General features: G+C 49.0%; 17 protein-coding genes and 1 pseudogene. 4 read left to right on the forward strand and 14 right to left on the reverse strand.

The window, feature by feature from the left end:
* Positions 1-115: 115 nt before the first annotated feature.
* The 7 genes from J4772_RS36135 to J4772_RS36165 form a co-directional block, all read right to left on the reverse strand.
* Entirely contained in the window at positions 116-565 is a 450-nt protein-coding gene (locus J4772_RS36135) for a DUF2269 family protein (protein ID WP_371822809.1), read from the reverse strand.
* Between the two features lie 71 nt (positions 566-636).
* On the reverse strand, positions 637-1,221 hold the full coding sequence (locus J4772_RS36140; protein ID WP_209073591.1) for a TetR/AcrR family transcriptional regulator: 585 nt from the start codon (positions 1,219-1,221) through the stop codon (positions 637-639).
* A gap of 38 nt (positions 1,222-1,259) precedes the next feature.
* Positions 1,260-2,171, reverse strand: coding sequence for an SDR family NAD(P)-dependent oxidoreductase (locus J4772_RS36145; RefSeq protein WP_209073592.1), 912 nt, complete (start codon positions 2,169-2,171; stop codon positions 1,260-1,262).
* Positions 2,172-2,400: 229 nt separating this feature from the next.
* The gene (locus J4772_RS36150) at positions 2,401-3,141 is read right to left on the reverse strand and encodes an aminoglycoside phosphotransferase family protein (RefSeq protein ID WP_209073593.1); all 741 of its coding nucleotides are present in this window, start codon (positions 3,139-3,141) and stop codon (positions 2,401-2,403) included.
* A 61-nt stretch (positions 3,142-3,202) separates the two neighbouring features.
* The gene (locus tag J4772_RS36155; protein WP_209073594.1) at positions 3,203-4,777 is read right to left on the reverse strand and encodes an ABC-F family ATP-binding cassette domain-containing protein; all 1,575 of its coding nucleotides are present in this window, start codon (positions 4,775-4,777) and stop codon (positions 3,203-3,205) included.
* 14 nt (positions 4,778-4,791) lie between these two features.
* Positions 4,792-6,531, reverse strand: a complete 1,740-nt coding sequence (locus J4772_RS36160) for an ABC-F family ATP-binding cassette domain-containing protein (RefSeq protein ID WP_209077658.1) — start codon at positions 6,529-6,531, stop codon at positions 4,792-4,794.
* Positions 6,532-6,546: 15 nt separating this feature from the next.
* Positions 6,547-7,818 carry a DEAD/DEAH box helicase gene (locus J4772_RS36165; protein ID WP_116060857.1) on the reverse strand — a complete coding sequence of 424 codons (1,272 nt, stop codon included), beginning with the start codon at positions 7,816-7,818 and terminating at the stop codon, positions 6,547-6,549.
* A gap of 135 nt (positions 7,819-7,953) precedes the next feature.
* On the opposite strand from J4772_RS36165, the gene J4772_RS37280 reads away from it, so the two are divergent.
* Complete coding sequence (locus J4772_RS37280) at positions 7,954-8,193, forward strand: hypothetical protein (RefSeq protein ID WP_247741263.1); 240 nt, start codon at positions 7,954-7,956, stop codon at positions 8,191-8,193.
* 102 nt (positions 8,194-8,295) lie between these two features.
* Here J4772_RS37280 and J4772_RS36170 read toward each other — a convergent pair whose 3' ends face one another.
* Positions 8,296-8,619, reverse strand: coding sequence for a DUF2834 domain-containing protein (locus J4772_RS36170; RefSeq protein WP_209073595.1), 324 nt, complete (start codon positions 8,617-8,619; stop codon positions 8,296-8,298).
* Between the two features lie 287 nt (positions 8,620-8,906).
* Here J4772_RS36170 and J4772_RS36175 point away from each other — a divergent pair, with 287 nt between their 5' ends.
* Complete coding sequence (locus J4772_RS36175) at positions 8,907-9,461, forward strand: dihydrofolate reductase family protein (protein ID WP_209073596.1); 555 nt, start codon at positions 8,907-8,909, stop codon at positions 9,459-9,461.
* Between the two features lie 46 nt (positions 9,462-9,507).
* On the forward strand, positions 9,508-11,775 hold the full coding sequence (locus J4772_RS36180; RefSeq protein ID WP_209073597.1) for an ATP-binding cassette domain-containing protein: 2,268 nt from the start codon (positions 9,508-9,510) through the stop codon (positions 11,773-11,775).
* A 371-nt stretch (positions 11,776-12,146) separates the two neighbouring features.
* Here J4772_RS36180 and J4772_RS36185 read toward each other — a convergent pair whose 3' ends face one another.
* The 6 genes from J4772_RS36185 to J4772_RS36210 all read right to left on the reverse strand — a co-directional run bounded on the left by J4772_RS36185 (position 12,147) and on the right by J4772_RS36210 (position 20,820).
* The gene (locus tag J4772_RS36185; RefSeq protein WP_209073598.1) at positions 12,147-12,977 is read right to left on the reverse strand and encodes an AraC family transcriptional regulator; all 831 of its coding nucleotides are present in this window, start codon (positions 12,975-12,977) and stop codon (positions 12,147-12,149) included.
* A 26-nt stretch (positions 12,978-13,003) separates the two neighbouring features.
* On the reverse strand, positions 13,004-14,407 hold the full coding sequence (locus tag J4772_RS36190) for a peptidylprolyl isomerase (protein ID WP_209073599.1): 1,404 nt from the start codon (positions 14,405-14,407) through the stop codon (positions 13,004-13,006).
* Positions 14,408-14,489: 82 nt separating this feature from the next.
* Complete coding sequence (locus tag J4772_RS36195; protein WP_209073600.1) at positions 14,490-17,339, reverse strand: FG-GAP repeat domain-containing protein; 2,850 nt, start codon at positions 17,337-17,339, stop codon at positions 14,490-14,492.
* 57 nt (positions 17,340-17,396) lie between these two features.
* Positions 17,397-18,218, reverse strand: a complete 822-nt coding sequence (locus tag J4772_RS36200; protein WP_209073601.1) for a carbohydrate ABC transporter permease — start codon at positions 18,216-18,218, stop codon at positions 17,397-17,399.
* Between the two features lie 11 nt (positions 18,219-18,229).
* Positions 18,230-19,144 (reverse strand): carbohydrate ABC transporter permease, encoded by a 915-nt coding sequence (locus J4772_RS36205; protein ID WP_209073602.1) that lies wholly within the window; start codon positions 19,142-19,144, stop codon positions 18,230-18,232.
* 77 nt (positions 19,145-19,221) lie between these two features.
* On the reverse strand, positions 19,222-20,820 hold the full coding sequence (locus tag J4772_RS36210; protein WP_209073603.1) for an ABC transporter substrate-binding protein: 1,599 nt from the start codon (positions 20,818-20,820) through the stop codon (positions 19,222-19,224).
* Between the two features lie 1,011 nt (positions 20,821-21,831).
* On the opposite strand from J4772_RS36210, the pseudogene J4772_RS36215 reads away from it, so the two are divergent.
* Positions 21,832-23,279, forward strand: a pseudogene (locus tag J4772_RS36215) (serine hydrolase domain-containing protein).
* Positions 23,280-23,599: the final 320 nt, after the last annotated feature.

The following is a 23,599-nucleotide window of genomic DNA, read 5'->3' on the forward strand; positions in this document are numbered from 1 at the left end:
AAGTGTATGCTAGCATAGGGTAAAGTTTTATGTCAACACTTGGGGATTTTTAAATTCTGTCCGTTAATTTTCCGCCGTCACTTATAGTGTCCCGCACTTCTGGTTATACCGGTGTTTAAAACATCGGCTTAATGACCATTAGTACGGTTACCGCTAGGGACAGCAGTTGGGCAGTCGTCTCCATAGGCGAAATTCTCCGCATTGCCAGCCCGACATCGGCGGATAATTCATGCCCTTGCCTTTCGGATGCGAGTTGAGCGAGCCGTTTTGTACGCGGTTCGATCAAACCGACAATGGTGACAATTAAGATAAGCGATAATAGAATAGAGAGATTTAGCCACATTTCAGTGAGCCCCATTTTGGCAATAAACATTAACCAAATACCAGTCAGCACGAGTACCGTGCCGCCAATTTTAGTAAACAAGGCAAGCTTGGACGTAATATCTAAAATAAAGCGAAGCTGGTCAGTCGTTTTGGCCGATCTGCGGATAATAGGCACCATGAAGGCTGAACCGATCACTGCTACCGCAGCGAATATATGCAACACTAGCAACCATCCGTACAAACGAATCAACTCCTTTTTAGTGAATCGGCATATCGTTCCGATAAGGAAAGCTCCCTTAACCACGACGATCTCTATTTCGTCAATATGTTCAGCAGACGATCGACTTCCTGTATCCAATCCATTCCGATTACCTTGGCGTCTTGAAGTATAAGACCGTTAATAACCGAAAAATATAGAATCAATTGCTTGTAGGCATCGCCCTCCGAGAATACTCCTTCTTGCTGCCCTCGGATAAAGATCGGGATAATCTGTTCGATGGTTTCCTGTGGGGAATACCTCTCGATGGCTTCCCTCGCCTTACTCGGAACGACTTCCAACGTTAACGCCTGTTGAACGAGCAGGAAATATAGCTTGTGGTTCTCATCCAACATTTGAAGCGTAAACGCCTTTATTTGCTCAAGAGGCGAACCGGAGAACATTGCGATATCCCGGATGGCTTTCCGGGATTCCTCGATCGCCTCTTCCACGAGAAGCGCAAAAATCTCGTCTTTGGATGCGAAGTAGCGGTACGATAAACCTTGGCTAATCCCGGCCTCCTCCGCTATCATGCTCATTTTCGTGCCGACGAGACCTTTTTCCGCAAATATCTTAAGCGCCGCCTTTTTGATCTGATCCTTGCGTTCTTGTTCAGATTGCGTTTTTTCTATTCTTGGCATAGGTTATCCTTCTTCCTTTTTCGTACGTTAGTCTCGCATTAAACCTGCGACAAAAGGATCTGCTCCTCGCTCGCTTCCCATAGCTTCTTCGCTGCTTCCACGTTTCTTGCCTGTGCTGACAGCGTCCCCACACGTTTATCAACGTAGTAACGTCCATTCTCCAAGTTCTTGTTGTCGGTATCCGCCAGCCATACCAACGTCTCTGCACCCTTCTCGGGTGTTCTGGCGAACCACATCATTACGTTCGTCGTCATCCGGGCCATCCATCCGTTGTCCCGATTGAAATTCGTGGCCACAAGTCCGGGATCGAAGCTATACGCTGCCACATTCGTGCCTTTCAACCGTTGCGTCAGTTCTGTGGTAAACAAGATGTTCGCCAGCTTCGACTCGCCGTATCGGAAGTTAGGGCCGCCCTTCAGCTTCCCAAAAAAATCAAAATAACGCTTGCCGTTCAGATCGTTGAAATCGATGCCTTGCCTAGCCATTTTATGACCGTGGGATGATGTCGTAATGATACGAGCATGTTCGCTCAGCATCAGTCTATCAAGCAAAAGCCTCGTTAACAAGAATGGCGCGATATGATTGACCGCCATGGTCATCTCAATTCCATCCTCCGTCAACTTATGATCGACAAACATCGCACCTGCATTATTGATCAGAATATCGATCTTGGGGCATTTCGCTAATATTTCGTTTGCCGCGCGGCGGATCGAACGCTGTGAGGACATGTCGGCGATGAAGACGTCCACCGTGATCCGATTACCGAAGGTCGCCCGGATCCCATCTGCAACCTCGTTAGCCTTGGTCGTATTACGCGCAACAATACCCAAGTTCGCCCCTCTCGCAGCTAGCTCTCGGGCAGCCGCCAATCCAATTCCGCTCGTCGCGCCGGTAATCACCACATATTTTCCTCTTACATTCTGATCATTTGTTTGATGAATTCTGTCCATTTAGAATTCCTCCTCGCTATAATGAATGATTGGTTCATTCATTAACGTACTCAAGTATAATGAACGATTCATTCATTTGTCAATGGGGAACAGGCACAACTTCTTTCATTACTTGCGGAGCGGTTTAATTTTCACCGTCGTGGTACGGATAAACTTGTTTGAAATTAAACATAGAAGAGGACGGAAAGTCAAAGCTCTCCGTCCAAGTTATAAAATCCCTTTATGTATCTCACCGGTACTCTTCAGGACATTCACCCACTCTAGCCGCAATAATTACAGATAGGTAATCTTGTATCCTTTCTCGGGTAACATTCATTTCCACAAGATATAAATCAGTTAACGTTTTCTTAAATCTCAGTAACCTTTCACTATCTTCAGCATCTTGTGGAACTGGTGTGTACTCCATTAGGAAAACAGTTCTTGCAATATCATATAAGGAGTCTCCATGGCATACGTTCATGAAATCTATAACCATTGTATGACCGCTTGATAATAAGATATTGCCGGGATGAAAATCACCATGACAAAGTGTATCTCCATCTTTCAATTTAGCCAGGGTTTCCAATGCTCTCTCTCGATCAATTAAATTAGCAGATGCAGCGTTTAATATATTAGATTCTAAAAACTCTTTGTAACTCGGTACGTTGTTCACGCTGTTCTGAATAATTGTCTTATGCAGCCTTGCCATATATTTGGCACATTCTTGGAGGTCGCCTGTTTTCAAAACCCAATTCAACAGGGTTTCCCCCTCCACCCTGTCGTATATAATTCCTGTCTGCTCTTCAATACAAATGATTTCGTATACCTTGGGTTTTGCAAAATTTATAACATTGATTGCTTTAGCGTTAAGAAACTCCCTTTCTATCGCACTTTTGGGATAACCCTTAACGAACAGCTTAAGCACCGTACCTTCTTCCCACTCATATACCGTAGCTGTATTGCCTTTACCGATTATTTTTCCATACTGCATCGTATGTCACCGCCTTTCAACCCTTATGTTATCTGCTTGCTACCGTCTAGGGGCTTCTCTCTTACAGGCTCTGTTCGGTCACTCCCGTTACCGGATCGAAGGTCAGCATCTTGGTCCCGATCTTATCGATAAAGAAGCGATCATGGCTTACCGTAATGACCGCGCCGGGAAAATGGATCAGAGCTTGCTCCATCACTTGTATGCTCGTGAGGTCCAGATGGTTGGTCGGCTCGTCCAAAATGATAACGGCCGCACCCGAGAGCAGACACTTAGCCAGCGCCACCCGAGCTTTCTGCCCGCCGGACAGATTACCGATCGCCTTGCTTAGATCCGCCTCCGAGAATTGCAGCATAGCCAGGAATTTGTTCACCTTTTTGCGCGGAGCATCCAGTCCCAATCCATACGTATTCACCGCGTGGCTGACGGTGTCCTTAGGATCGAGTTCCTCCCACATCCGGTTGAAATAGGCGTAGTTAACCCCCTTCTCCCAGACAACCTCCCCGGAATCCGGCTTCTCCTGCCCGGTAAGCGCCTTAATGAGCGTGGACTTCCCGCTTCCGTTCGGTCCCACGATGACCAAGCGATCTTCCTTCTGAATATCGAAGCTAACGTTCTCGAAGATCTGCCTGCCCTCGTAGGTCTGCCCGATCTCCTTCACTTCGCATAGCTTGTCGGGAAATCGCAGCCTCTCGTAGATGTCGGTAATCAGCACGTTAACGGGATGAGGCTCTATCCGCTTCTTGTTATCCGCCAGCTTCCGCGAGAGACGGTCCTTGGAACCGGATTTCCGGTTCGCGCGATCGTCGATCGCCTCGGATTCCATGAGCAGCAGCTCTTCCTCCCACTCGAACTGGCGGTCCAGCTCCTTCTTGCGCATCTTTTTCTTACGGATGTAATCCGTGTAGTTGCCTTCGTATTCCTGAAAATGATAGTTCTCGATCTCGATCGTGCGCGTGACGACCTTGTCGATAAATTGCCGGTCATGCGATACCAGAATCATGGCTCCCTTGAATCGGTACAACCACTGCTCCAGCCATGCAATCCCTTCCATATCCAAGTAGTTCGTCGGCTCGTCGAGCAGAACGACATCAGGCAGCTCGATTAGCATCTTCGCGAGCGCCGCACGGTTACGCCATCCCCCGGACAACTCATCGATTGGCTGATTGCGGGATCTGTCATTGAACCCCAACTTCGTAAGCACCGTATTAATCTCGACGGACACGTTCCAGCCATCGAGATGATCCATCTGCTCGAATAACTCCGCTTGCCTTGCTAACAGCGCATTCATCTCGCTATCGTCGGTAACCGCACCCAGTTTATCTCCGACCTCTTGCAGCTCTCGTTCAATAAGGGCAACCTGCTCGAAGCAGGCTTCCAGTTCTTGTTGAACGGACAAGCCTCCGCTGAGTTCCGAGAATTGCGAGAAATATCCGATTTGCACCTGAGGATCTATTTCTACTCTGCCGGACGTCGGCTCTTCCTTGCCCATGATGAGCTTAAATACCGTCGACTTGCCGGCGCCGTTCCGTCCGATTAGGCCAATACGTTCCCCTTGCATCACTCGAAAATAAATGTCTCGGAAGATCATGGACTCTTCATACTTCTTCGTGACGTTCTCCAACCGTATTACGCTCATGGCGATCACCCCATCTACAGCAGCTTAATCAGCTCTTCCAGCTCGTCAACCCATCCTTTTGCAAGTTCGAATTGAGTATCTTTTAAAGCCAATTCTATTTTCATTTCAACCGCTTTTTTCTTTTGTTCCGTTTCTAAATAGTCTTTATCGAAATGACTGGCATAAATCATCTGTCTAAATTTTCGCATACTCATTTTTCTGATCGTCTTATCCTCAATGATTAGAACATAATCCATACCGTTTACAACGGAATAGAAATCATGGGAAATCATGAGAATCGCGCCTTTATAGTTTTCAATGGCTTTTTCCAACGCGATTTGTGTATAGGTGTCTAAATGACTTGTCGGTTCATCAAGAAGCAATACGTTCGCTCTACTGGCAGCAACTTTAGCCAATTGAAGGATGTTTTTTTCTCCGCCGGATAAAGATTTTATCTTCTGACTCACGATTTCCCCTTCAAAGCCATAGTTTGAAAGATACGATCTAACCTCATCATAAGTGCTAAACCCAGTATCCATGAACTCTTCTAATATTGTATTGGAGTCATTGAGCATTTCGCCTTGGAGCTGAGAGAGGTAAGCCACTTTAGCGTCGGCATTTATTTCAATTGAATCATGATTATTGCTAAAGATTTCTCGTAGTAAAGTCGTTTTCCCGGTACCGTTCGGACCGATAATGGCCACTTTATCCGTCGTTTTTATCTCAAAGCTAACCTTGTCTAAAAGCAGCTCGTCAAAAGCAACGCTATAATCATGGACCTTGACAACAATGGCATCTTCCATTTCACTATCCATATCGAAACGGATATTCGGTTGCTTAATCTCAACGAAGGGCGCTTTAATTCTACGCGCTTCCAACCTCTCTTGATAACTAACTCTAGCTTTTAACGCTCTACCTCTAGAGGCATCTGCATTATAAGTTGCAATAGCCCTTAGATTATGGATGATTTTCTCGTTTCTTTCACTCTCTTCCTGTTCGGCGACTGCGAGCTCTTGCAACTCGATTTTGGTCTGAAGCAAGGAGAGGTTATACTCCATATACCGCCCATCGAACTCTTGGATCTCCCTATTTTCAAGGTGAATCATTTTGTTAAAGCAATGATTCAATAAATATCGGTTGTGCGTAACAACCAGCAGCATTCCTTTGTAGGAATTAATCAGTTTTTTAAGCGCGTTTAGGTTTTCGAAGTCTAAAAATACATCCGGTTCGTCCATAATCATGAAGTCGGGACGATTAAGCATTTCCTTCATCACTTGAATAAGCTTGAATTCCCCGCCGCTCAGGTCGGATACCTGATGATCTCTTCGCTTCATGAGGTTGGCCAGATTTAGCTGCTTATGAATGTTGCTTTCAAAATCTTCCCCGCCCATTGCGTCAAATGCGTCTAAAGCGAATTGATACTTTTCCAATAGCGGCTCTATATCCGATGAAGTTTCCATTTCCGTGCAAATCAATTGAATTTCATTTTGAATCCCTATAAATCGTTCTCCTATATATTCAAACACTGTTTTTTCTTTAGTGTTGTCTAGTTCTGAGAACTGACTTACATATCCAATTGTGCAATCGGGGTCGATTTCTAATTTGCCATCGAATAGATATCTTTCCGGGTCCATCAGGATATCAATCAATGTACTTTTCCCACTGCCGCTTGTTCCAATAAAAGCGCAATGTTGATCTTCCTCTAACGTAAATGAAATGTTGTTATAAAGTTCTTTTTGCGGAAATGAGAAGGACAAGCGTTCAACTTTTATCATCATATTATTCCCTTCTTACTTTCCAGCATTGGATCGCCGTCTACGGCGGCGGCCAGCCTCGCCGCTATGTCCGCGAGTATCGTCCTTGGATGGCGCACTGTTGACTTTGACTCGGTCCACCGTGACCGTCGCAGGTTCCGGCTTCGTAAGGGTCATCGGGTAAGGATGATCGGCAATTACCGGGATTCTCTGCTTCGTCAGCTTCTCGATTTCCTTCAGATAAGGAATCTCCTCGTTCTCGCAGAACGAAATCGCGATTCCGCTTAAGCCCGCACGCCCAGTACGGCCGATCCGATGTACGTAAGTCTCCGCTATATTTGGCAAATTAAAGTTAATAACGTGCGATAGTTCCTCAACGTCGATGCCTCGTGCCGCGATGTCTGTCGCCACCAGCAAGCGTGTCGCACCGCTTTTGAAGTTATTCAGCGCCGCTTGTCGGGCATTCTGGGACTTGTCGCCATGAATCGCTTGCGCAGTAATCTTCGCTTTCGTCAAGCCTCGAACTACCCGGTCCGCACCGTGCTTCGTACGGGTGAACACGATAGCGCTCGCGATCGACTTATCCTGCAGCAGATCGATTAACAGCGGCAGTTTATTCGGCTTGTCCACATAATAGAGGACCTGCTTAATCCGCTCCGCTGTTGAGGAAACAGGAGTAATCTCGATTTTCACCGGATTCTTCAGCAAAGTGTTAACCAACGACGTGATCTCAGACGGCATCGTCGCAGAGAAGAATAACGTCTGCCGCTTGGCCGGCAGCTTGGCAATGATTCGCTTCATATCATGAATGAAGCCCATATCAAGCATCCGATCGGCTTCGTCCAACACCAGAATCTGCACGTGACGCAGGTCAACGAACCCTTGGTTCATCAGGTCGATCAACCGTCCCGGCGTGGCAATCAGAATGTCCGTGCCTTTCTCCAACAATTGCTCCTGAGCCCTCTGCGTGACACCGCCCACGATCACGCCGCAGCGCAGATTCGTGAAACATCCGTAAGATTTGGCATTGTCGGAAATCTGAATAGCCAACTCACGCGTAGGCGTCAGGATCAGTGAGCGTATAACACGCTTGCCTTTCGGGGGACCCTGCTGTGTACTCAGCAGTTGGATGATCGGCAGCAAGAAGGCCGCTGTCTTGCCGGTCCCTGTCTGGGCGCAGCCAAACAAGTCACGGCCTGCCAGCACTGGGGGAATTGCCTGCTCTTGGATAGGCGTGGGCTGCGTATAATTTTCCTTAGCTATTGCTTTAATAATAGGGGGTATCAACTGCAATTGTTCAAATGTCATACGATCTCCTTCTTCAAGAACCCGTCTCAATACACAAGTTTCTATACTAGTATTATACCCTAGAAAAGGAGTAGAACTGCACTCCCACTGAAATAGTGAAAACGTTTGATGACCTCATCATCATTAGTGCCGATGCTGAACAGAGTGGACAAAATCAGATTTATGCTCCTTTACGACAAAACGCCCGAAGCAGAATGCTACGGGTACATGGAGTTGAATCGGGATGGCAATATGATCGCGCTCTACAATAGGTATGGCGAGGAAATAGACATGAATGGCGGACATGAATTTGTCAGGGTACGGACAATCGGCAAATTCGATGATGAAGACCGCGATCATTTTTATTCCTTGTTAGAAAGCGATGATGTAGGATAACTTGCATGACAGGCCGGCCATTCGGTTAACCGAAAAAATCAAATATCACATGAACATATTAAACTGATTCGTCTAACCCTGTTTCTTTTCCCATCTTTGATGTTATTTTTGAATGCTTTTCTCCAGGTGTAATTGTCGAAGAAACAAAAACAAGGGAAGACCCAGTGAAGGACCTACCAGTAGCGTACCTGCCATCGGCAGCCATAAATATTTCATTCTCTTTCTGGTGCCTTCTAACAGAATGAATCCCATAAGCACGATCGCGGTAACTAAAACATCCATCCATGCAAAAGCTCCGATACGCGTACTGGTTATGGCTTCAAATAGAAGAGTCAAATCGAAGCCGTTGCGCACGATCCAAGGGATAAATTGCGAATAGGGCAAGACGAGTCCCAATAAAGATAATACTCCGTAAAAGTACTTCATTTATAACCCTCCACTATTTTGTAATTCCAAAAAGCTCGCAAATGTCCGTTTGAATTTCATATTCGATCTATCCTTAGTTTGTTAATGTAATATGAAACGATTTCATTATAACATTAACCCTCTATGTGAACGAACTTGGATAAACTATCGTTACCCGTTAGGAGTTTAACGTTTGGGCCACATCTGTTGCCTAGAAACAACATTCATACCTCCATATCCAATATGACATAAGGTGACATATATGAGGTCTATAATGGGTGTTAGATTAATGAAAGGAGTAACAACTCATGAAACGTAAAATAATTTTAGATTTAGCTGTTACTTTAGATGGGTTTATTGAAGGAAAAAAGGGTGAAGTTGATTGGTGCATTATGGACTCTGAGATGGGGTTTAATCATTTCTTAAATCAAATTGATACCATATTATATGGAAGAAAAAGCTATGATTTATGGGGAAAATTTACTCCGGAAATTGAACAAACGGATTCTGAAAAAGAATTTTGGGAATTGGTTCATAGTAAAGAGAAATATGTGTTTTCCAGGACGCAAATGGGGACGGATAATAAAGCAATATTCATAAATGATCGTATTCTTGAAAAAGTAAATGAATTAAAGAATAAGCCTGGTAAAGACATCTGGCTATATGGTGGAGCAAGTCTTATCACAACTTTTATCAATTTAGGACTTGTTGATGAATTTAGATTATCTGTTCACCCTGTTGTTTTGGGAGAAGGAAAACCGCTGTTTGTGGATATAAAACAGAGGTTGAATTTAAAAATCGTTAGTGCAAGAACGTTCTCCTCAGGTGTAGTACAACTAGTTTATCATTTGGACGAGGATTAATCATTTTGCACATTCCTAGAAAATAGAACTCCGAGGTGGAGAGGCTATGAAAGTCAATGATATCGTAATTGAAGGAGCACGCGAGAATAACCTTAAAAGCGTGAATGTCCGCATCCCGAAGCACAAAATCACGATCTTTACCGGCGTCTCGGGCTCGGGCAAATCTTCCCTGGTTTTCGATACCATCAGCGCCGAAGCTCAGCGTCAGCTTAACGAGACGTTTTCCGCATTCATCCGCAATCGGCTGCCCCGGTTTAGTCGGCCGGATACCGATCGCATCGAGAATTTGTCTACGACGGTTGTGATCGATCAGAAAAAGCTCGGCGGCAACTCCCGTTCGACAGTCGGCACGATCACGGATATTTATGCGATGCTCCGGGTGCTCTTCTCTAGAATCGGTAAACCTTTTGCAGGCAATTCGCATGTTTTCTCGTTTAACGACCCGGCCGGCATGTGCCCGGAATGCTCCGGGGTCGGACAGGTGGTGCAGTTCGATGTGGACAAACTGCTTGACAGGTCCAAGTCGCTGAATGAAGGCGCAATCCTGTTCCCCGTATTTAAGGTAGGAAGCTGGTACTTGAATACGTATACCCATTCCGGCTTGTTCGACAACGACAAGCGGCTCGCCGATTTTGCACCGGCAGAATGGGATACCCTCCTCCAAGGCAAAGAAAGCAAGATCGTCTACCGAACCAAAGGCGGCGATATCGAATCGGATTATGAAGGTCTGCTTCCCAAGCTCACCCGTCTATATTTGAAGAGGGACAGCAGTGAGATGTCAGATGCCAAACGCGAAACCCTTAACCGCTTTCTAACCTATAGCGAGTGTGACCTTTGTGGGGGAAGCCGGCTTAATCAAGCGGCCTTGGGCTGCCAGATTAACGGATATAATATCGCCCAATGCGCGGCGATGGAGATTGGCGAGCTAATACGTATGATTGAAGCCATTCGGGATCCCGTTGCCGGCCCGATGATTGAAGGGATTCTGACACGGCTGAATCAGCTGGTCTCCATCGGGCTGGAGTATTTGAGTCTGGACCGGCAGACTGCAACCTTGTCGGGCGGGGAGTCGCAGCGCATCAAGATGATCCGTCATCTGGGCAGCAGTCTTACCGACATGATCTACATTTTCGACGAACCGAGTGTCGGACTGCATCCGCGGGATGTCCATCGTCTGAATAGCATGCTTTGCCAGCTCCGGGACAAAGGGAATACCGTGCTCGTCGTCGAACACGACCGCGAAGTCATGGAGATCGCCGATTACATCATCGATGTCGGACCTCATGCGGGAACCCGCGGAGGAGAAATCGTCTACGAAGGCGACTTTGCGGGCTTGCTGCGCGCGGATACCTTGACAGGACGATACTTGAAACAAAGTCTGCCCTTGAAAACTTCAACCAGGGTGCCCAAGGGTTGGATGACTGTAGCTGGCTCCAGCCTGCACAATCTAAAGGATGTGACAGTCGATATACCCGTCGGTGTGCTGACCGTGGTAACGGGGGTAGCTGGCTCAGGCAAAAGTACGTTGATTAACAGAGCATTCCTGCCGTCGCATCCGGAAGCAATTGTCATCGACCAGTCGGCCGTGGGCACATCCATCCGCTCCAATCCGGCAACTTATACGGGGATGATGGACGAGATCCGGCGGTTGTTCGCAACCGCCAACAAGGTGAGCCCATCGTTGTTCAGCTTCAACTCCAAAGGAGCATGTTCCAACTGTCAGGGTCTCGGTATGATATACACGGATTTGGCTTTTCTTGAGCCAATAAGGACGACTTGTGAAATTTGTGCGGGCAGGCGGTTCAGCGATGAAGTGCTAAAGTATAGGCTGAACGGAAAATCCATCAGCGACGTCCTCGCCATGACGGTACGGGAAGCTTCAGAGTTCTTCAGCGGGAAGGAGCTGCTCCATCAATTGCTGACGCTGAGGGATGTGGGACTCGAATACTTGACGCTGGGCCAACCTCTGAGCACCTTGTCGGGCGGAGAATGCCAACGCATCAAATTGGCCGGGGAGCTTCACAAGGATGGCAGTCTCTATGTAATGGACGAGCCGACAACTGGACTGCATATGTCTGATATCTCTCGTCTGATGGACATTATGAACCGCTTGGTCGACGGGGGCAACACGGTGGTGGTCATTGAACACAACCTGGATGTGATCAAGAGCGCAGATTGGATCATTGACATGGGCCCCGAGGGCGGTCATCGAGGTGGCCGAATTGTATTCGAAGGCACTCCTGTCCAGCTCGCCGCTACCGAGCATTCGATAACAGGAGTGTATTTACACAAGGCAGAAATCCGGCCAAGGTAAGACGGGGCACGTTGTAACGGACCCCATCGAGGATCGATTTAGCTCGGAAATATAGTAATCATAAGATTAGGAGCAGGGACCGCGACGACCTGCTCCTGATTTTTGAATTCGTGAGCGAGCGATCTTTCCCCAGTGCGGTGGTGCCTTAACACGTCATATCAACTCTATTAGTAGAAGATACTCTTTCCGTATTACCGAAAGTTGTTACAACAAACTCCGGCATCCAGGAAAACAAGCGCTGAACCTGATTGCGCGCACCGGAGATTTCGATCACATTGCCGGAACGCACGAAGACCGCCTGGTCGTCTCCACCGAATAGTAACGGCGAGACGGCACGGCGGTCTTCGTCTTGATCCTCGAGAAAGCCCAGTCTAATTCCCGTCACTTTGTTTGCGAAATTGTATGGGTGTGAGCCCGGTCGCTTTTTTGAACATGCCGTGAAATGTATTTTCGCTTTGATACCCGACAAGGCCGGCGATATAACGGACCGAATAGTCGCTCGTGAACAAGTACCGTTTAGCGACTTCCATTCTGCATTTGATCAAATACTGGATGGGACTGATACCCACCTCTTCTTTGAACAAGTGGGCGAGGTAATACTCGTTACTGTACGTTTCCCGCGACAAAATCTCCAGAGTTACCGGTTTGTCGTAATTCTCTTCAATATATTGCCTCGCTCGGAGGACAACCGCCTGAGACGATTTCTGGGAAGCGACCGGGTCGCGGTAATGGACAATCCGGGCAAGACGCGCTAATAGAATGCCCAGCAGGTGAGTGCCGAACGTGTGTGCTTCCGGCTCGTTGCGGGAAAATTCCCGGATGCAGTGTCTGAACCGGCGAGCGAAAGCGGGAGCCTGATCCTTCAGCTTGAGAATCGGAGCCCTGTCGGGCTGCAGGAAGAAATTGGTTGGAAGCCCCTTCATCTCCAGCCCGATGAAAGCGATATACATCCCTCTGAAAGGGTGGACGGTTGAATGCTCAGCATGCCAGACATCCTGTTGATAGAACAGCAGCGTCCCCGCATCGGCCTTGTACGATTTGCCATCAATGCTGAACTCTCCCTCACCGCTGTCGATATAGAACATCTCGGTGAGATGGTCGTGCCTGTGCAACTGGTACACAAACGGGGCACTTTCCTCTCGCTCGAAAACCGCGCCGCCGACCATGACGGCCGGCCGCAGAAACAACGATCTTGCATTCATTTTGCCGTTTCCCCTCCCCCGATGAATCAGTGAATCCGAATGTCGCTTTCCACCTTCCACTGATGGAGCAGCTCAAGCCACCGCTGCTCTTTCGCCGCGCTCTCCAGCCTCGATCGGATCGCGTCTCTTCCCTCTTCCAAAGAAAGACGCATCTCAGGCAGGACTTCTTCCAGCTTCAGAATATGAAAAGCATATTTCGTCTCCACGACATCGCTGATCTGTCCGGCTTGCATGTCAAAAGCCGTCTGCCCTTCCGCCACCAGATCGGAACTGAAATCCAGCAAATAGCCATTCGGATATTTGGCGTACTCGGTATCCTCGGTATAGGCTTTCATCAGCTCATAGAAGTCTTCCCCCGCTTTGATCCGGCCAAGCAGTTCTTCCATCATTGTCTTCCTGGCTTCCTTGGCCGCGAGATCGACCTCGCCGTCTTCGCCGTAAGGAACGGTCAGCATAATTTGGTTCACTCTTACCCGCCGGGGCTCCGTCATCGTCTCCTTATTGTTCTCGTAATAATCGGCGATCTCCTTGTCTGAAGCCTTCACTTCGGACAAAAGCGTGTCTCTCAGCTTGGCTGCGAGATAGTCTTCCTTCAGCACGTTTACCATTTGGCTGAACGTGCTGTCGTACCGGGATGCCAGCTCGCGCATGGACGCGATGCCGTTGTTCAGTGTAACGATTTCATCCAGTTTGGCATTCAGCCGATCATAATCGGCCTCCTCCAACCCGATCCGGTGCTGCTTTACTTTTTGCCGAAGGATGACCCTTTCCGACACTGTATCCAGCGCCTCTTTCCGTTTCAGATCCAGATCGATATTCCGGTTGTTTGCATCCGTGTAGGCGATCGTGTCCAGCGATTTGACCAACGGAATGTAGAAGAAGTTGAACTCTTCCTCACTCACTTCCTCACCGTTCACCGCTACGATCGGAAGCTCCGGTTTGTCCCCCAGCCCGATGACCTTGCCGTCCAAATCCACCGCCACACTGCGATCGAACTGTTCGGCAAAATGCGCCGCGGAAACAAACAGCCTCCCTTCGAACAGAAGGGGCTGCAGGTAGGAGCGTATGCCCGCAAAATGGATTTGCACCTCTTCCGGATCGCGCCCCTCGAGCCCCAACTTATCCGGCCAACCGGAAGCTCCCTCCGCTTCGGGAATTCCGGTGCCGCCCGGCACAAGATCAATGAAATTGCCTTCTCCCCGAATGTGGAGAGCAAAGAAGCGGCCGATCTCCGTCAGAGGGACGTAGATGTCCCCATTATACCGTACTGTTTCCATCCTGGACTCCCGATTGTCCATGCGCATAACGAACATTTCGGCAACATCCTCGTCGTTTGAAGCCCCCGCTTGTTGCGGAGCGGAGGAGGAGCACCCGGATAGCGCCAGGACAATGACCGCAATGGCGGCAAGCCGCATCGTCAAATGTCTCAATACCGATCCCTGCCTTCCGTATATCGGCTGCAACCCGCCGGGGACGCAAGACGAAGCCTGATGCCCCCGGCCGATGGCCGTTCTACCTGAAATCGCCCGTGATCGGCAAATACTGCGCACCTGTCTTGTACGTATAGCTCTTCTCGTCTCCGAAATTCCAGGCGCCGGAGGTTTGCGTATTTAAATTTTTCCGCATGTAGAAAACTCCGGTTCCCGTTGCTCTCAACCCGATATCGCCGTACGCGTCGCCGTTCGCTTCCCCGGTGAACAGCTGATAGCCGCTGCCCGATGTCCAGGAGTGTGAATAAGTCGCGGTCGGTTTCGTTTGCAGCCCGTCCGTCTTGGCCAGCGCCAAATGAACGGTTCCCGTGGCCGGATCCCGATACACGATATCGTAGCGGCCATCGCCGTTGACATCCGCCGAAGCATACTGGTAACTGTCGGACAGCGACCATGCCCAAGTGTAGGAAGTCGTGAAATTTGCATTTCCGTCGTTGTACCGGATAATGAAATTGCCGACGGTGGAATCGTAAAAACCGATGTCCGTTGTTCCGTCGCCGTTAAAATCTCCCGCGAACGACTTGTAGCGGGCTCCCGCCTGCAACGTCGCGACTTTCTCAGCAGGCATGCTGCCGCTGGATTCCACGGTGAAATACGGGGAATAACGGATTGCCACTGTTCCGTCCGCGATGTTCCTGAGCGCAAAATCGGATTTGCCGTCCCCGTTGAAATCACCGCTGAGCGCCTCGACGCCCGAGCCTCTGTCCATGGCATACTTGGTTTCGAAGCCGAAGTCGAACGCATAACCGTCGTAATCGTCGGCGCTACGATTGTTCAGGAACATATCCCGCGCCGTCGTATCGTATAGACCGATGTCCATACGCTCCCTTTTGAAGTGGGAGATGTAGTTTTCGGTCATGACCTTGTAGGTATCCGTAAAATAGTTCACGGTCGGCTCGATGGTCGCGGAGTGCTCCGCATCCCGCTCGTCTCCGCTTGTCGAGAAGCCGTTCCAACTGGAAATCATCGCGAACAGCGGATCGACATCCAATAGTCGATTCCACTGCGCCTTGTACGTGTTGCCGTTCTCCCGGCCGACCGAGCCGTCGGCATTCGGCGTCACTCGGACGCTTTCAGGCGTATCGCCCCAGCCGCTTTTGCGCGCCGCCCACGTCTGATTCGTCGCATCGCACAGGCTCCAGTGTCCGTTATACGCCTTCAACGTATCGCCCGTCGCGGGAACGAACTTCGGATTGCCGCTTCCGGCCATGAGCGCGCCGACCCAGCGGATCGTGAACAATTCCCGGATCGTCTTGCCGCCCGTATTCGGGACGACCGGATTCCACGTATCCGGCAGCTTGCCGTCAGGCGTCTGGTCGACATCGTTTTCGTCCAGAATGGTACCCGACCCCGAAACGTAAAATTGCAGCAGCGGTTTGCCTTCGTAGTTCAAATACTTGTCCGGGTATTGCGCAATGTCGTTGTAAATCCGGCTGATCTTCTGAAGGAACAGATCGCCCGAGTTGCTGGGAATCCAGGGGTAGTACATGTACGGCGTTCCCCCGCTCCCGTAATTTTTCGTAATCAGTCTTTGCGTGCCGTAGTTGTCGTCCCATGTCGTGATGGCCGCCATGAACATCCCTTTCGGCGCGTCGCTTACACTGGCGAACGTATTGAACGCAAGCAGTCCGGCTTCGTAAATAGGATCTGTCTGGAACTGGGTTTGCGGGTGGGCGGGTCCCCAGTTCATATTGTTCGTAAGGTCGCTTTCGATAAAATCGACGCCCATATCCCGCAAAGTCGCGGCATGGTTCTGCATTACGGTTACATCGTCCGAGGTGTAGAACCCTTCGACCGGTTCAACGGTATTCGTATTCACGTCGTGGACGAAGGAATCGATCGCAATCCATGCATAAGTGTTATTGTTGTCGTTATCGACGACGTCAAGATAGGCTTGCACGCCGTTGTAGGCGCTGCCGTCCCACTGCACCTGTTGAAAGGAATCGCTTAGCGGCGGATTCGCCGTGAACAGGATCGCATCGTCCGACGTTCGGCGGATATACACATGGTTTAAATTCCGGCTGCCATCAACTCCGCTCCAACCTGCGATCTTGAACGTGATCAGATTGTTACGGATGGTGAAATTGATGCTTCTCATATTGCCGATCGCGGCTTCTCCACCGTTATACGAATCTGCCCAATAGGTGCCGTCCCAGCCCGACATGGAGCCGTGAGGGACTCTCCGGGGCGATCCGAATGCCGTGTTGAAGTCGACCGGCTGGGAGGATCCCCAGGTCCCATCATCGAAATTCAATGCAAACGAACCTGAAACAAACGAATCAATCCCGATCCAGGCGTAACCGCCGTTAGCGTCGTTATCCACCACTTCGAGATAAGCCAGCGTTCCGTTATACGCGCTGCCGTCCCACTGCACTTGCGAGAAGCTGTTACTCAAAGGCGGATTGCCGGTATGCAAAATGGCGTTGTCCGACGCCCGGCGGATATACACATGATTCAGATTGCGGCTGCCGTCGGATCCGCTCCACCCGGCAATCTTGTAGCTGATCATTCCGGTACCGATTGTAAACGTATTGCTCCTTAACACGCCTGTCTCGGACTCGCCACCATTGTAGGAATCGGCCCATCCCGAGCCGTCCCAGCCCGTCATTGCACCGTGCGGATTTGTCCGTGGCGCCGCGCCGAAAGCTTGACCGCCTTTTTTGTAAAACCCTCTCCACTTGCCGCCGTTGTCGAAAGTCAGCACAAGGGAATCGGGATCCCACGCTTTGTACCAATCGTAATCCTCGTCGAACCAGGTCAAATAATTCATGCCGACCATTTTGACGCTAGCGCCAGCGGAACCCGCGAACATAAGCCCCCCCATTGCCACCAATGAAACAAACAGCACAAACTTGCTCCAACCCTTCATCATTGTCCCTCCTGAACATCAGGATCTGTGAGCAGAGCTCAAATTCACTCCGCTTTGAAGTTAACTTTTAACCGCCCCGGACAACATGCCCTGAACGTAGTATTTCATGCCGAACACCAGCAAAATAAATGTCGGGATGCTGCCTAGAATGTAAGCTCCAAAGGTCAGTCCGAGATCCTTCTGTCCGCTGCTGCTCAGGTTGACGACGGCGACCGCGAACGTGCGCTGCGTGCTCTCCAGTACAATAAGCGGCCACAGATAGTCGTTGTACACATTGAGGAACGTGACGATACCGATCGTAATCAGCACCGAGACGGACAAAGGCAGGGCGATTTTGCGGTACAGGAAAAACTCCGAGCCCCCGTCCATGCGGGCCGCTTCGAACAGCTCCTCTGGGATGCTCTCGAAGAACGAGCGGCAAACCAATATGCCGAGCAGCTGCGCTCCCGCCAGATACGGCAAAATCAATCCCCAATAACTTTGAGTCAGATTCAAGCTCGACACCAGCGAGTACAAGGGGACGACCATCAGCAAGCCGGGAATCATCAGAATAATCAGCAGCATGAAGAACAGCGTGTTCTTGAACGGAAACTGGTGACGGGCAAAGACGAAACCCGCCAACGACCCGAGAATCAGAACGCCGAGCACGGTGACGAAACAGACATAGAGCGAATTTCCGATACTGCGAATAACGGTGTCGTAAGCGTTGCTGAAATTCGCCCATTTGATTTGCTCGGGAATGGCCCAGAAGTCGATCAGGATGTCCAGATGATCCTTCGTGGAAAGGAACAACATGACGAGAAAAGGAAGCAGGGTGACGAGAAGCAGAACGGTCAGCAAGGCGAACAGGACGACACGGGACATGGGATGTTGCTTGATCATCGGCCGACCTCCTAGTAATCGGTTTTGAATATTTTCATATTGAAAAGTGTAAGAGCGATGATCAGCAGGAACAAGCAGGTACCGATCGCGGCGGCATAGCCGTATTCGGAGCTTTCGAACGCCGCCGTGTACATGGTCAGGGAAGGAATGACCGTGGACACGCCCGGTCCGCCTTTGGTAAGCACCAGCATCTTGACGAAATCCTGCAAGCTGCCGATGATCGTCAGAATCGTGATCACCTTGAATTGCGGAATCAGCAAGGGCAAATGGATCCTCGCGAACAACTTCAAGCCCTTCGCCCCGTCCATTCTGGCCGCTTCGATCATCTCGTTATTGAAGCTGCCGATCGCCGCATAGAGAATCAGAAAAAACAGACCGGAAATGAAAGGAAACCCAACCATCACTACGGCCCAAATCGCGGTCGAGGAATCGCCCAGCCAGGCGCGGCTCCAATCCTCGAGTCCCGCAAACGCCAAAAACTGATTCAACAGCCCGTAAGTGGGATCGTAGATCGACAGCCAGAGCAGGATCGCGACAATCCCCGGCACCAGCATCGGAATAATGAACCCGGTACGGAAAACGTATTTCGAGAATTTGCCTGGCAGTAAATAAATGAGCTCTGCCGCCACGAGCGGGAAAATCAGGTTCTTCAGTAAATCCGTTACCGTAAATACAACCTGGTTCCACATGCTGGTGACGGTCATTCGGTCGCTGAACAGTCGTTCAAAGTTATCCAGTCCGATCCACTTCGCGGAAGCCAGATTCCATTGCGTGAACGAATGGAACAAGGCGGAACCGACGGGATAATAGAGAAACGTAAAAACAAACAAAAAAGAAGGAGCGAGAAACAAATAGGACAGCAAATATTTTTTCCGTCTCCTTGCTCTTTGCGGTTTCGCAACCGCTTGATTTGCTGCTGGTTCCATAGGCATGCTCCATTCGTGGGCGGACGACGTTCCTCGCCGTCCGCCTGGATTGCGCCGCCGCTAAATGCGATCCGGCGTTACGGATTCGTCTTCGGATCGAGGTCGTACTGGTTGTCGGCGATCTGTTTGTCGAGATATTTGTCCACGAACGTCGCTTTCTCGGCCAGGAATTCCTTCAAGGATTTTTTGCCGTCGAAGAAATCGAAGCGGTTGGCGTTCCATGCCGGTTTCTGGTCGGCGATGGAGGCGACGGACAGATCCCGGATTGCATAGCCCAGATTGCCGGCCACCTTGAAGCCCGCAAGATAGCTGTTTACGTCATCCTGCAGCTGCACGCCGACGATTAGACTCGGCCCTTGAACGAATTCGCCGACCTCCAGCGTCCTTTCGAAGATGCGCTGGGCTACATCTTTGGAGAATAAATATTTGACGAAATCCCCGGCTCTTCTGACCTGCTCGGGATCTTTCTTGGCGGTAAGCCCGATCTGATGGCCGGGCACGAGGATACCCCGCGGTTGTCCGGGGAACAGCGGATCCGGGTCGGCGAACTCGGGGAATTTGAATGTCCCCCATTGGAACCCTCTGTCCCCCAGCTTTTGCTGGTCGTCCAGCAGGGTGCCGACTTCCCAGCTTCCGCTCCAATAGATGGCCGCTTTCTGCGCAACGAACAAGGAGTAGACCGACGGACCGTCCGCTGTCTGATAGCCGGGCTGGTAATAGCCTGCGAGCTTCTGCAGGATGTTCCACCACTTTTGCTCCGCGGGTCCTTGATTATCGTATTTCTTCTCCTTGCCCATGATCACGGTTTTCTCCGGATCGTAAGCGGCGCCGAAATCGAAATCCAGATCGTCCGGGGAATAGGCGATATCCTTGTTGGCGGCGTGGACCTTCTCATCGTAACGGGCATCGCCCGGCTGAATCAGCAATTCCGGGTACAGGGAACGCGAGCTCCAATCGACAAAAGCCCATTCCATCCAATCCAGGAAGTCGACGTTCATGGCCAGCGGGATATAGGATGTCTGCTTCAGCTGCTCCAAGATGTCGAACAGTTCCTCCCATGTCTTCGGCTCCGCCAGTCCCAACTCCGCGAATATATCTTTGTTGTAATAGAATCCGGTTCCGACCAGATCGAACGGTAGCAAGCCGACATCACCGTTACGGCTGTAGGAATAGGCATGATAAGCGGGATCTATTCCCTCGAACACTGTTTTTCCGTCATTGTAGGGATTCGGTTCGTTGACGAAATCGTTCAGCTTTGCGAACCATCCCTTCTCGATATTGTCCGCCAAATCGCCGATTGCGTTCGTATGGATAATATCCGGCGCATCCTTGCCGCCCGCTGCCATCTTGCTGTTGAAATTGACCGGATAGGCGTCCCCGCCGCCGGCGATCACATCGATGACGACTTCCGTCTGCGGATTCAGCTTCGTGTAATCCGCCGCCGCCTCCTTCAGCGCGGTCGTATAGTAGCCTGCCACGGTTGCGAATACGATTTTCCGCTTCTCTTGCGAGGCCGGGTCCGGCATATCCGGACCCGCCTGATCCGACGACGGACCTCCCGCCCCGGATGAAGCGGAAGCGCTTGTGCCCTTATTCTCCTTTTCACCCGAAGAACATCCCGCCAGAACAAGCAGAATCAAACCTGTTGCTACGATTGCCAACCAACCCTTTTTCACCGCTCGATCCCCTCCACTGATTATTAATAGTATTCATTTTCGTAAATCCGATCTGTTTTTCCTCTCTGTCGGCGCACAATAATGATAGCGCTTACTATCAGATTATAGGGATTAGACTTCTTATAAACAATGATTCACCTTGCGAAAATGGGTATTGGTTCTTGCGATAATTATCGATAAAAGGAGTCGGTACCAGTCTCCCTGTCCAGGGTGAAGGTGGCGTAATAGTGTCCGTCCTAAACAATAGATCAATGGATCGACTGAGGGCTATACGCACTATGGGCTGGAGGAAATCAAACTCAGAGAAGCAGGGCGTGAACAGGACATCACAGCGGCCATCCTTGAGTTTATCCCGTCATGGGGAGAACGAATTGGAAGAGTGGTTGATCCATTCGGGAATATATGGTGGATAACATCTAAAATAGAGGACGTTAGTCCTGAAGAAATGATGGAGCGGTCAAAATTGCAAGAGTTTGCCGTCGTGCTGTTTTCAGCTTATTTTGAATGAGCAGAAAGCTAAAGCCTTAACCCCCAAAAAGAGGATTTTTGCAGACATTTTTCGCCGTCACTTATGGTACGGTTAATCATATCATCTGCAAAGCGAACTTAACTCCTATCAAAAGAACTCGTCCATAAGGTAATAATCTCCCATATTATTATTGTTTTTTCGGAAATCGCCTCAAAATGCTTGACTATCAACCTTGGTAACAGTTGGAATATCACTGAAAAAAGTCGACATCATAACCTTTGATGAGAAGATCGGGGAATACGTCCAAACCATTGCTCCTTCCGCTAATGAAGCAGAGGGGGGCTTTTTGTGTTCCTAGCATAAGTGGAAGATTATAATAGCAATCTAATTTTTTATATCGTATGATTCTTCACATACAATAAGATTTTCCAATAATAAGCTTCATAATATAGATCTTAGATCTTATTACACTTTAGGGCCTAAAGGTGTACTGCGGATTATTTATATTTTCCGTACGGGAGTTTTCTCGGAATGGAGAGATTATGAAAAAAAATATTGTCTTTATGATTGCATTACTTATACTGTTCACCGGATTCGCAACACCAAGTTATGCATTATCAGATTCGCAATCTGATTCCATACAAACATTGCTGAATGATGCAAGCCGTATATCGGGTGTTCCGGGAATATCCATCTCCATACTTGCGAACAATGAAGTGCTCTACTTTTCTTCCGGGTATGCAGATCGTGAAAAGGGACTGTCGGCAAGTGAAATACTCTATATGAGCTGGCTTCGGTAAGTAAAGCCTTTACCGGCATGGGTATTCTGCTGCTGGAAGAACAAGGGCTGCTGTCCATGTCAGACTCTATCCAGAAATATTTGCCTTGGTTTACGTTAAAGTATCAGGGGAAACAAGTTGATATGCAAAGTGTGACGCTCAATAACTTTTTACACCATACTAGCGGCTTAACAAATGGCAGTCACAGTCAAAACATTCCACAAGGCAATACGCCGGATATGTTGCAAAAAACCGTAGAAATGCTCGTAGATTCTGAATTGTCGTTCTATCCTGGTAAGCAGCATAATTACGGAACGGTTAATTATGACGTATTAGGTCTGGTTATTGAGATGGTGTCGGGACAAAGCTATGATGACTTTATGAAAGAACAGGTATTTCAGCCACTGAATCTTCACCAGACGTATGTTTATAAAGAAGATGCTCAAGCCACCGGACAGTTGGCACAGGGCTACCGTTCTTCTTTTTTTATGACAACTCCATATAACGCGCCGGATTATGCCGGGAATAAACCCGCAGGCTACATCATTTCCTCTACAAAAGATATGGCGCGTTGGATGGGCATACAGATGGGGATGGTGCAGGACATACCCGATATATTCCATGCGGTTATCGAAAAATCACATCAGGGTGATCGGTCTGTTCCGGCTGTCAATGACATGTATTATGCGGCGGGCTGGTCGGTAAACGCCAACCAAACGAGGATAGAGCATCCAGGGGGCAATCCCGCTTTCGGAACCGAAGTGGTCATACTGCTAAATGAACAAACAGCCATCTGCTTGCTGACCAACGGCGCAAATATCAATAGAGACATGGTACTAAAAGTTAAAGATATATTAGACGGGAATCTGACGCAGTCCTATGGAATAAGCGGCACACAGCTTTTGGACATCTTTTTGTCGTCTGCCACAATTATTCTTTGCCTATTGGCTGTTCTATTCTTTCTCTTGGGATTACGCAGAAGGGAAACGAATAAGCGGCAACCAATGACAAAAAGACGAATAATCGTAACAGCTATTTTGCTGATTGCTACGATTGTCCAGTGTATAGTGTGCTGTGCATTGGATTGGTCAACGATACTTGTTTGGAAAACATATAGTGTTCTTACAGCTTTGATTTCGTCGGCATTATTAACAGCAAGCATGACATGGTTTGTATACACTCACCGATATAATGCCTCGCTCCGAAAATAAGCATTTCATTCGTTCGCAACATACATTAATACAACAAAAACATATTGAGCAATAACTCGTATTGGGGTGATTTGTGTGGGGATTAGTTATGTGCTTCTTGTTGTATGGCCAATTTTAATCCTGTATATCGTTTACAAAAAAAAGTATAAATCAAAACGCGAAAAAATTGGCATGATCTTATTAGGAATCCTATGGATCTTTCATCTATTAATTAACTTTCTTATCTAAAAAAAATAAATAAAAGATCTTACAACTAGGTTAAACCAATGGAAAGCGGCGGTTATGAAGTGTCGAGAGGGCCGAGTTCAGAGAAGAAACAA

The organism is Cohnella sp. LGH (genome assembly GCF_017671885.1).
Taxonomy (GTDB): domain Bacteria; phylum Bacillota; class Bacilli; order Paenibacillales; family Paenibacillaceae; genus Cohnella; species Cohnella phaseoli.